The organism is Barnesiella sp. CU968 (genome assembly GCF_905219685.1).
In the GTDB taxonomy this organism is placed as follows: domain Bacteria; phylum Bacteroidota; class Bacteroidia; order Bacteroidales; family Muribaculaceae; genus Lepagella; species Lepagella muris_A.
The window spans coordinates 1-8,870 of record NZ_CAJMXD010000095.1; the positions used below are offsets into that span (position 1 = coordinate 1).

The window sequence follows — 8,870 nt, forward strand, 5'->3', positions numbered from 1 at the left end:
ACCTTAAAATCTAATACCATGAAAAACTCACTGCAAAATTATAAAATATTTTTGATANATGCTATATAACATCAAAAATAATTTGCATTTTAACATTCTTTAAGTATAAAAACACATCCTTGTAACTATTCAGCGGACGCGCCGAAATTCCTCGGAAATCAACGCCGTCAAGCCGCCCTATATTATTAAGGAGTGTCGCGGTCTCGGCTTTGAGGGAAAGAGCAATCTCTTTCAGCTGTTCCGGATTCTCACCGGCCATAACCTCAGCATCGGCTATAAGCGCGTTGGTGTCCTGAAAGTCATAATAGAACCGTGCAAGCGCATACGCCTGTTCAAAAGGCATCGTACCACCGTCATAACCGCTGACAATCCCGTTGACCTCTTCGAGCCGGGTTATTATATTTGTCATTGCCATATTCATTGAATTATATGAGCCATACATGAAATATAGCCGTCAAATAGATTGGTATTCAAGGTGTTTATAATAGATAATCTGCTTCGTTCATTGAAATCCCGCTGATTCATTACATGAAATTACATGAGCTATCCCCAATGAGGGATATAAGCAATGTCTCTGCGATTTGTACCTTCGGGAGTACCAATCTTAATCAATCCCTGAGCGAGAGCTTCCTTTATAACAACCGATACAAGGGGATAATTCTTCTCATCAACACCCAATCTCTCACGCAGTGATTTGTTGGTAAGCATTTCATTGGCGAGATACTTAAGACAAGCATGTTGGTAACAAGCCTGAACACGCTCCTCTTTGGTGATATCAGCCCATTTCTTAGAAGCCGACAAGATAATGGTGGTTCGTATGCCTGAGACCCGATACTTGATGGGTGGTAACTGGTATCTCTCTATTGCCGAAAGAGCCTTATCCATTCCGCTGCCTTTCTCCTCGCAGAATCCCATTCTTCGCATTATTGAGCCGACACGGATATATGCTGTATTCAGAAAAGTTACAGGGCGGTCGATAGCAGCCGGAATGCGATACATGGATATATGTTTGCTGTCAGCGTCAAATTCAATACATTCGATGTCGATTCTCGGATTAAGACGGTTAAGCAGCCACATTTCAAGTTCCTCGTTACCTTTCTTGTGGCGTTTTGCTTTGAACGATGTGCCGACTATGGCGTGTGTTCCGTCCTCGATGCCGAATACAAGATAGCCGAATGGCTCATTCAGCAAAGCTGCACTGTTGGACAAGGCAGAGAGGCGTTGCCCAATCTTTTCCTCCGAATGGAAATTATGTTTGAACTCGATCCATTCCGTTTCTTGCGGATATGAGACCAGTTTTGCGAGCAGTTTGGTATATTCTGGTAATTCCATAAGGCTAAGTTACAAAAATTTCGTCAATAATCCGCTGAATTCCAAAGAATATGATTAAATTAGCAACCGGATTGGAGAAATCCAATCCACGACATTTTGGTAAAATAAGAAGCGTTATGCGTCTTGCAAACTGAAAACCTGAGAAACTTTTAGTTTTGATGCAAGAGATAGCATAGTGGTTCTCACGCATATAGCGTGGGCTGCTATTGTTACATCTGCATCATTGGTTTTCTCAGGACCATCAGTTTGGACGTGCATAGTTGGCTCGCGCTTTTCATATCATATAGTAGCCGTTTGGAGCTGACTGCGGCGATTTTGGAAGAAATTGGCAGAATTATTCAATTCATATAGGTCGCAGGTCAATCTCGCCGGTCTCATAGAACTATGCGAGGGTGAGGGTAAGCCTGTAATTTACGAGAAGGGTGAGTACTTGCTTCATCAAGGTGATATTGAGAGGCATATATCCCTTGTGAAATCGGGCTATTGTCGATACACCTGTCTGAAATCTGATGGCAGTGAAGCGGTGGTTGGTCTTGCCATGACAGGTGAATTTGTTACCGACTTCAATAATGGCGTAAGGAGAATCCCTGCGTTAGCATCACAAGTGGCTTCCGTGCGGACTGAGGTGCTTCAACTTCCATTCGTATATGCGTTGGAAAAATTGTGTCAATCCGAGCCAAATTTTCTTTACATAGCATCAGACGCTCTTTTCCGGATGTGTTACACCCGCTTGCTTGATTTGTATATACTCTCTCCGGCAGAACGATATTGCAAATTCATTGATGCTTACCCCGATATCGCCTCGACAATCAAGACCAAGGAACTGGCTTCATATCTCCGAATCTCTCATCAGCACCTTCTGCGCATCAAAAAATCGCAGGGAAAAGGAGATAAAAGCGACTGAATTGAACATTTGTTCAATTCCAAGTGGTAGATTATGGCGAAATTTGCAAATCAAACTGTATTGAATATGCAAAACCGAATCATCACATCAATATTCTGCGCAACACTTACGATTGCGGCGATGGCGCAGACGGAAACACCCGACAGCATCAAGACTCAGAATCTTGACGAGATTGTAGTGGAGGCGCAAATGCAACGCACCTCACCGACCTCTACAACCTTTATCCCGACCGTCAAGCAAAAGAACGCCTCGCAAAATGCAGTCGATCTTTTGCGTCAGATGGCTATGCCTCAAATTCAAATAAATCCCGTCAGTGAAGCCGTTACTGACAATGCCGGCGGCGAAGTAGCTATTTTTATAAATTACCTCGAAGCAAAGTGCAGCGTGGCAATGAAGTCGGCGAACAGTCCGGCGCGAACTCCGCAATAATGAAATAGGGATATGAACATTCTAATTATAGGAGCAACATCCGGCATTGGTCACAATCTATGGGTGCATTATGTTACATCGGGGCATAACGTTATAGTTGTCGGCAGGCGGAGAGAATTGTTGGACGATATGGAACGAAGTTGTCCTGAACATACTTTGCCGGTTTTGTGTGATATTTCTCAAACGGAATCATTCTATAACGCTTGGGAAAGTATCATACACAAACACAGTCGCATTGATTTGGCTATTGTTTGTGCCGGAATCGGAGAACTTAATCCAAATTTGGATGTCAAGACTGAGTTATCCACACTTTCAGTGAACGTTATGGGTTGGGCTAATGCAGTTGCCTCGATATACAGGGTCTTTGAACGGCAGAAATCAGGTCATCTTGTTACCGTTACCTCTGTGGGAGGATTGCAGCCAACTCCTGTAGCCCCGTCTTATAGTGCGTCAAAGGCTTTTCAGATAAACTACACAAAATCATTGCAAAGCAAAGCGAAAGGGACGGATATTATTATAACGGAAATTCGTCCCGGTCTGGTTGATACACGAATGGCAAAAGGAGAAGGTCTGTTCTGGGTAATGCCTCTTGATAAAGTTTGCCGAAAAATAATCAAGGCTATTGACAACAAGCAAAAAAGACTTATAGTCACACGCCGATGGCGAATAATTAATTTCATTCTCAAACATTTTATGTGAACACGTATGAATAAGCTACTCACAATAATGTCATTGGTCGCGTGTCTTATATTCGCAGGCTGTAGTGACGACGAACCCGACCATGAAGCTGATCTCTTCTCTCTTGCCGTGCAGTTGGAAGGAGAAGGAGAGCTGGCAATGGGAATTCACGACTGCGAAATCATCGTGCCTGGCAATCAACAATATATAAGCATAGACATCATTGGTGACTATGACTGTTTTAGAGTCACGGCTGTTCCCGATATAGGAATGGTAAGTTCCGGCGACAAACGAATTAAAATTCTGCTCACAAATAATCTTGGAGAAACTTCACAGACCGGCACCCTTGAATTTACAGTCTATAAAGGAAAGAGCTGGAATAAAGGTACTGTCACAGTTACCCAAAGGGCTCTTTCTTCCACTAAGCCGGATGAACCCGAAGAGTTGCCTGACAAATACCGCTTCAAACTCGTAAAGGCGGGATTAACACCATTTATGTATGATGATTTCCGGGTTCCCGCACCATTTGACAATCTTGCGTTTCAAATTCGGGACTATCTCGACAGATACAATCCCTTTGGGTTTCCGGAATTTGTACAGTCGTATGACTCAATCGTATGGAGTGCCGAGGGTATGCCGAATACAGTCCGTATCTATGAGCAAAAAACCGGTGACAGCAGTTCTGAGGAACATTTCACTGCCCAATGGTCATCGCATTTCTTCACACCCGGAAGTATGAAAAGCTATCTCAAGGGATACTACGATGGCAAGGTCATATATTCCGATTCGATTAGAATTGACAGATACGAGCGTGATTTCCTGTGCTTCGACTGGACTAAAGGCAGCATCTGTATAGCCAATCCCCGAAACATGGGTGTATATTGCCTCCTTGACAAGAGCCGCGAATACAGTGTCGTGGATACACGTGAGATCAATGGCACACGGTATAGTGAGATTCATGCACGGAATAATAAATCTCTTCCAGACGGTGAATACCTGTCTATATCAAGAGAAGTCTTGGTAAAGCTCATGAGGGAGAATATAGGAGAAGGTGTATCTGCAAAGAATAAGATCCAGTCATTCAACTGTGTCCCGGAAGGCGTCGAGGGTGAGCTTTTCTGGGAAAACAAGACCACCAGAATATTGCTCCTTCACGAATTGCCGTCCGATACCTCTCTTGAAGAGTATTATCTTCTTATTGAGGCTAAATAATAGTTGAAAAATACGATTCAATCAATAGTAATAGGTATATCATAAGTATGAACAAGATATCAATCTCATTCTTATTTATTCTCAGTCTTTTTATGGCATCATGCAGTAACAATGATGAACCAGAAACATATCCGATTAAGTTTGGAAAAATGGACTATACAATCCGATTTGCGACAACAACCCGTATTGACTTTACAGATGGGGGAGGAAAATATGAGCTGAAAGCAAGCAACCCGGATGTGCTTGGAAGTTTCTATATAGACGGAGAAAACCTTTTACAGAAGCGTCATACACAACGGCGTTGGAACGGCGATGTCGGGAGTGGGCTTTTACTCGCTTGCCACAAGTACGGCATATCGTGACGTAATGCCTGACCTCCGTTATCAATGGCTTTAGTTCCGGCAACGAGATTATCGTGTGATGTAATCCAGCTCGGTATCACATCCGTCCAGTGAATCTCCGCATTCATCACACATGCCGGGTTTCTCATCCACGATATTGTCGACAGAGTCGTTCACTTCTGCTATGTCATTAACCTACTGTTTAACAGATACAAAGATAAAAAACTTATTTGACTTAACCAAATAAAATTGCAGCTAATTACTATAAAATCAGCAGGTTAAATTTACTTATAATGGTGATGTCTATTCCACATTATCGCCTTAGCGTGTCCGCTGAATAGTTACACGTCCTTCTTCTGTCAGACAAAAATCATCAAGAACAACATTTCTTTGTGGCTCTGCAATTTAGTCACCTTCCCACCAGTAAGTCTTTATTTACAGAGAAACATTCAAATCCAATCACATTTATTGAAATTTTATTTGTGTGTGCGTATCGTTTCATTTTATTTTAGTAAATTTGCTGACATTATAGGTACTATTAGAACTAATGAAAATAGAGGACATACTGTCTCGTGCTTCCGACACGAAAGCACTGAGTATCGGAGACGGTGTGATCGTTGAGGCTCCCGGAATGTTCAAGAGCCTTTTCGCCGGGAAAAGGCCTGTTATTATTGCCGATGCCACAACGTGGCGAATTGCGGGAGAGAATCTTCAGAATCTTTTTGAATCTGACGGATTGTCTCCGGAGATGCCTTTTATATTCACCGATCCCAACGTTCATGCCGAATGGAGTTTCATCGAACAGCTTGACAACAGGTTGCTCGCCACGGATGCAGTGGCTGTTGCCGTTGGTCTCGGCACGATCAATGATCTTGCCAAACTTTCATCATGCCATGCCGGCAGACGCTACATGACCGTCGGCACTGCGGCTTCCATGGACGGGTACACAGCATATGGAGCTTCAATTATCAAGGATGGCAAGAAACAGAGTTTCTCATGCCCCGCCCCGTTGGGTTTCATCGCTGACATTGATATCATTTCAAACGCGCCTTGGAGAATCACGGCAAGCGGCTATGCGGACCTTTGCGCCAAAGTGACTGCAGGCGCAGACTGGATTCTTGCCGACGCGGCGGGTGTAGAACCGATTGACACCGTCGCGTTCAACACTGTGCAGAATGGATTAAAGAGTGCTCTGTCGGACCCGGAGGGTCTGCGCAACGGAGACCGCAAGGCTTTATATCATCTGATGGAAGGTCTTCTGCTCGGCGGTCTTGCAATGCAGATAAACAAGTCCAGTCGCCCTACAAGCGGCGCGGAACACCAGTTCTCACACCTCTGGAATATGGAACACCACACATTGGCTGACGGCTCAACTCCATCTCATGGCTTTCAGGTTGCAATCGGGACATTGGCATCTACTGCCCTTTACGAACAGATGCTTGACGAGGATTTCACAAGACTCGACATCGACCGGTGTCTTAGCGTCTGGAAGACACTCGATGAAGTCAAGGCTGAAACAAGGGAAATGTTCAAAAATACGGATTTTCCAGACATTGGAGAAACCGAGATGGAGGAAAAATATGTTGATAAAGAGGGCTTGCGCCGACAGCTGACCTCTCTTAAAGACAACTGGATTGAAATACGGGAAAAACTGCGGCATCAGCTGATACCTTACAGTAAGATGAGAAAATCTCTGGAAGCTGCGGGCGCGCCTGTGCTTCCGGAGCAAATAGGAATAACAAGGGAAAGGCTCAGTATCAGCGCTGTCAGGGCTCAGAGAATCAGACGCAGATTCACGATACTTGACGTTGCACGCCGCACAGGCAACCTCGAACGCTGGTCTCAAAACATGATACACTGACAAAATAAAGTACTAAGACCGCTTCTGAAGAATTCAACCGGCGACTTTTCAGGAACAGCCCCATAAAAAAGGATGCGCATGATCATGCGCATCCTTTTTTATGGGGCTGTTCCTGCTTATTTCGTAGCGGGGAGATTCGGTTCGATTGGCCAATAAGGATTCTGATAGATCACAGACTGCGATGGAGTCTGATGGTCGGGAGATGTCAGCATCATCTGTTTGATAGGCACAGGACGCAGATAATGAGCCATAGTCCATTTCAGACCGTCTTTCACCTCGCTTGTAGCCTTTGCCTCATGCGGGCGATAATACTCGCTGAGATCTCTCGATGAAATATTATCCTTGAGCTCTTTTGCGTTATACCATGCCTCCATCGGAGTGTTCCAGATATGGAAACCCTCGCAATGATAACCGGTTGTCACCATCTGGTCCATTGATCTCCAGCGGTAAAGATCGGCTGAGCGGAAGCCCTCTGCCATAAGTTCAAGACGACGTTCACGACGGATATTGTAACGCACGGGATCAATGAGCTGTCCTGCAGTATATGCACCCCAGTCACCTTTTGCCTCCTCCGACATCACAGTAGCCTGGATTGTCTTGTTGTAATCCTGGTCAAGTCCCTGATGACGGGCGCGGATTGCCTNCCAGTAGCGGTCGGCGGTGGCATCGATCGCACCTGTGCGTTCGTAGCAAGCCTCTATATAGTTAAGCAGAGCCTCGACACTACGGAACACGGGGCAAGCGGTATAGTTCTTGCCGTTCGCACACTGGATCTGGTCAAAATTGTTGCCTTTGCGGAGTGCGTATCCTGTGGAATAGTTGCGTTCTGTGTTGGAGTCCAGAATAACAGGATAAGGCTCAACCGGTTCAGCATGGTCACCTGAGGAATTGGCGATAAGCACATTCTTCTGTCCTGGTTCCTTGAGCATCACGTAAAGACGGGGATCACGGTCACGGCGCACATCGGCAATTGTCTTGTCGCCATGATATCCTGCACCGTTTGCGTAGATAGGAAGTCCGTTAGCCATGGAGAAAGCATCCACCATGCCGCGGGTGATTCCTCTGCCGTAGTTGCCGTGCTGAGCCATGACCACAACGTTATGAACGACACCGAGCGACTGGCTGTACTGACGCCACAGCATGNCCTCCGGATTGCCCGAAAGATCAAGCGTGCCAAACATTGCAAGCCACGGGTTTTCATTCTCTATTGCGCTGAGTGTCGCACCCTCGGTCTGTGGAACGATACCTGTGTTGGGGGTAAGCGAGTTCACTTTTGCATCGCCCACTTCCTTTGCCGCCGCCATTGCCTGGTCAAAGAACCAGTTTGCCTCAGCCTCTACAGAACCTGTCGGGTACGCGAAATCCGGATGATATGCCTTTCCGGGCCAGTCCTGACTCCCGGGCACAAATGCCGTTCCTGCGAAATTTTTCAGCCATGAACCTTCATAAAGAGCGACTCTCGATTTGAAAAGTTTAACGGCATCGGCGTTGATACGGGTCTTGGCGGCTGTAGTTCCCTTGAGCAGATCGTAAGCCTTGTCAAGATCCGAAAGGATAAATCTTGCCACTTCATTGCGCGGGGCACGTTTGCTTGCCTCTACAAGCTCAGGCTCGTTGTCAGTAAGGGCATGCTCGATAATGGGATAGTCGCCATATGTCTTGAGATGCGAAAAATACTGATAGGCGCGGAAGAAATACATCTCGCCGATGTAACGCTGGATATTGGCTGTATTGCCTGTGATAGCGTTTGCCTCGTATTTAGGCAGCACCTGGTCAAAGAAATAATTGATCGTGTTGATGTTCACGAATGTCCAGTTGCCGTCCTCAAGCGATGTCTTCCAGTTGCCCGGAACGTATTTGCCGTCATAATTGAGTGAAATCTGGCTGTCTGTATGTATGTCATCGCCATAGATACCATAACTCCAGTTGCCATGCGAGGCGAGGATGGTATACATATTATTGGCATAATACTGGAGCGAGGATTCATCGTTGAAATATTTCTCCGGAGTCACGGCATATTGCGGCTCCTGATCAAGAAAATCGTTGCAGGAAGTCATTGTGCCGGCAGCAGCAACAACAAGCGCAGTCTTGATATATATATTGAGTTTCATTT

9 protein-coding genes are annotated in these 8,870 nt (G+C 45.5%); 6 read left to right on the forward strand and 3 right to left on the reverse strand.

The window, feature by feature from the left end; all coding sequences use genetic code 11:
* Nucleotides 1-61: 61 nt before the first annotated feature.
* The gene (locus tag JX312_RS05405) at nt 62-415 is read right to left on the reverse strand and encodes a hypothetical protein (protein WP_204457308.1); all 354 of its coding nucleotides are present in this window, start codon (nt 413-415) and stop codon (nt 62-64) included.
* Between the two features lie 128 nt (nt 416-543).
* Entirely contained in the window at nt 544-1,332 is a 789-nt protein-coding gene (locus JX312_RS05410) for an RNA-binding domain-containing protein (protein WP_204457309.1), read from the reverse strand.
* Nucleotides 1,333-1,657: 325 nt separating this feature from the next.
* On the opposite strand from JX312_RS05410, the gene JX312_RS05415 reads away from it, so the two are divergent.
* The 6 genes from JX312_RS05415 to JX312_RS05440 all read left to right on the forward strand — a co-directional run bounded on the left by JX312_RS05415 (nt 1,658) and on the right by JX312_RS05440 (nt 6,757).
* Nucleotides 1,658-2,236, forward strand: a complete 579-nt coding sequence (locus JX312_RS05415) for a Crp/Fnr family transcriptional regulator (RefSeq protein WP_204457310.1) — start codon at nt 1,658-1,660, stop codon at nt 2,234-2,236.
* Nucleotides 2,237-2,302: 66 nt separating this feature from the next.
* Nucleotides 2,303-2,665 (forward strand): hypothetical protein, encoded by a 363-nt coding sequence (locus JX312_RS05420; RefSeq protein WP_128707769.1) that lies wholly within the window; start codon nt 2,303-2,305, stop codon nt 2,663-2,665.
* A 12-nt stretch (nt 2,666-2,677) separates the two neighbouring features.
* Complete coding sequence (locus JX312_RS05425; protein ID WP_204457311.1) at nt 2,678-3,364, forward strand: SDR family oxidoreductase; 687 nt, start codon at nt 2,678-2,680, stop codon at nt 3,362-3,364.
* 6 nt (nt 3,365-3,370) lie between these two features.
* On the forward strand, nt 3,371-4,555 hold the full coding sequence (locus tag JX312_RS05430; protein ID WP_204457312.1) for a hypothetical protein: 1,185 nt from the start codon (nt 3,371-3,373) through the stop codon (nt 4,553-4,555).
* A gap of 149 nt (nt 4,556-4,704) precedes the next feature.
* On the forward strand, nt 4,705-4,917 hold the full coding sequence (locus JX312_RS05435) for a hypothetical protein (RefSeq protein WP_204457313.1): 213 nt from the start codon (nt 4,705-4,707) through the stop codon (nt 4,915-4,917).
* 526 nt (nt 4,918-5,443) lie between these two features.
* Nucleotides 5,444-6,757 carry a sn-glycerol-1-phosphate dehydrogenase gene (locus tag JX312_RS05440; protein WP_204457314.1) on the forward strand — a complete coding sequence of 438 codons (1,314 nt, stop codon included), beginning with the start codon at nt 5,444-5,446 and terminating at the stop codon, nt 6,755-6,757.
* Nucleotides 6,758-6,873: 116 nt separating this feature from the next.
* Here JX312_RS05440 and JX312_RS05445 read toward each other — a convergent pair.
* Nucleotides 6,874-8,870, reverse strand: a 1,997-nt coding sequence (locus JX312_RS05445; protein ID WP_204457315.1) for a RagB/SusD family nutrient uptake outer membrane protein, incomplete at its 5' end; no start/stop codon positions are given.

Excerpts from the sequence above, each read along its gene's own strand:
- JX312_RS05405 (WP_204457308.1), bottom strand. The coding sequence starts at position 415 with ATGGCAATGACAAATATAATAACCCGGCTCGAAGAGGTCAACGGGATT.
- JX312_RS05410 (WP_204457309.1), bottom strand. The coding sequence starts at position 1,332 with ATGGAATTACCAGAATATACCAAACTGCTCGCAAAACTGGTCTCATAT.
- JX312_RS05420 (WP_128707769.1), top strand. The coding sequence starts at position 2,303 with ATGCAAAACCGAATCATCACATCAATATTCTGCGCAACACTTACGATT.
- JX312_RS05425 (WP_204457311.1), top strand. The coding sequence starts at position 2,678 with ATGAACATTCTAATTATAGGAGCAACATCCGGCATTGGTCACAATCTA.
- JX312_RS05430 (WP_204457312.1), top strand. The coding sequence starts at position 3,371 with ATGAATAAGCTACTCACAATAATGTCATTGGTCGCGTGTCTTATATTC.
- JX312_RS05435 (WP_204457313.1), top strand. The coding sequence starts at position 4,705 with ATGGACTATACAATCCGATTTGCGACAACAACCCGTATTGACTTTACA.
- JX312_RS05440 (WP_204457314.1), top strand. The coding sequence starts at position 5,444 with ATGAAAATAGAGGACATACTGTCTCGTGCTTCCGACACGAAAGCACTG.